Here is a 1,303-nt window from a genome sequence, read left to right on the forward strand (position 1 = left end):
TTATGATAAAATGGTATTACAGCTGGTAGCGAGACATGTCACGCCCGTCACCCATATGATGGCAGAAAACGAAATATATTTTCGTTTATTTCCGTCATCGGTTCACTGAGAATATTCAGTCTGTGGCGGGCGTTGGCTGACAATATCACCAGACAGAGGAGGGTCGCCCCATGATATTGATCTCATAGCCCTGACTGTTTCCTCGCGGCAGAATGCCCAAGGCATCAGGCTCCCGCTTCATCGTTCAGGCCGATGAACAGGGACGCGAGGATAAAAACAGGTGTCGCCCACATCAAAAAGGGGCAGCGCTATGACAGCGCGACAACCGTGTAATAGTATCGGCGATCGCCGAATATTCCACCTTGGACTGTATCGTAGTCCTTGTTTTGCCATATGAAAGACCTACCATGAACATCTGCTCATTCACGGCGATAAAAATGGTTGGCATTGTTCGGCAAGCAAGCAGAATAACGCCGAAATATAACCATCAACAATAGGGTTGTGCTGTTGCGCCTCATGATGGAAATAGTCTGGCGTGCTTTGACATGGAGTTAACAATGAAAAATAAAAAACCACGCAAATTCATTACTCGGGTTCCCACTCTCAGTTTGCTCACCCTGGCTTTGCTGGCAGGCAGCGTGCAGGCCGAAGACATAGGCGAGCGTACCGATCAGGGCATCAGCATGCTGGCCAGCCTGCAATCGGAGCAGGGACTTGTCTACTTCAATGCCAGCATCTGGCTGGATGAGCAGCAAGCCACCAAGGGGCTGACCCCTGAGCAGTTGCACGAACGCGTGCTGGTGAAGGGTGAGCGCGTCTTCATCGATTTCAGCGCCATCACGGATAAGGACGAGCGGCAACAGGCCAAAAAAGCCATGGAGCGGCTGACCGGTATTTCGTTCGATGCCGACTGGGTATTGGTCTCCGCTTACAAGGGAGCGCTGATGTTTACTCCGTTGGGGGGCGTCGATGATCCGGCCTTCTATCAGGTGATGGAGCGGGTCGAGAGTCTTGCCAAGCGGGGCAAACGCTCCCTGATCCAGCCAGCTGCCGATGACGCCAGCTTGCCTCACGTGGCCTTCTATCTCAATGTCAACCACGAGATCACCGATGCCGAGTGCACCTTCCCGCGCTCGATCAAGTGGGACAAGGGTAACAGGGTGTTCTGCGATACCGGCAAAGATGGGGCGAACATCTCGCTGGTCTACCGGGTCAATCTGATGCGCTCCCTGCAGTTTGGCAACACGGGCACCGCCTGTAGTGGTCAACTAAATCCGGACACTTGGTTAGGCCGAACCTCGGC

At 53.4% G+C, this 1,303-nt stretch carries 1 protein-coding gene; it reads left to right on the top strand.

What is annotated here, in order from left to right:
- Positions 1 to 557: 557 nt before the first annotated feature.
- The coding region (locus AAC083_RS00935) for a hemolysin N-terminal domain-containing protein (RefSeq protein WP_308811036.1) at positions 558 to 1,303 on the top strand (746 nt) is incomplete at its 3' end.

Origin of the sequence: Aeromonas sp. HMWF014, from assembly GCF_963878295.1 — a bacterium.
Taxonomy (GTDB): Bacteria; Pseudomonadota; Gammaproteobacteria; order Enterobacterales; family Aeromonadaceae; genus Aeromonas; species Aeromonas popoffii.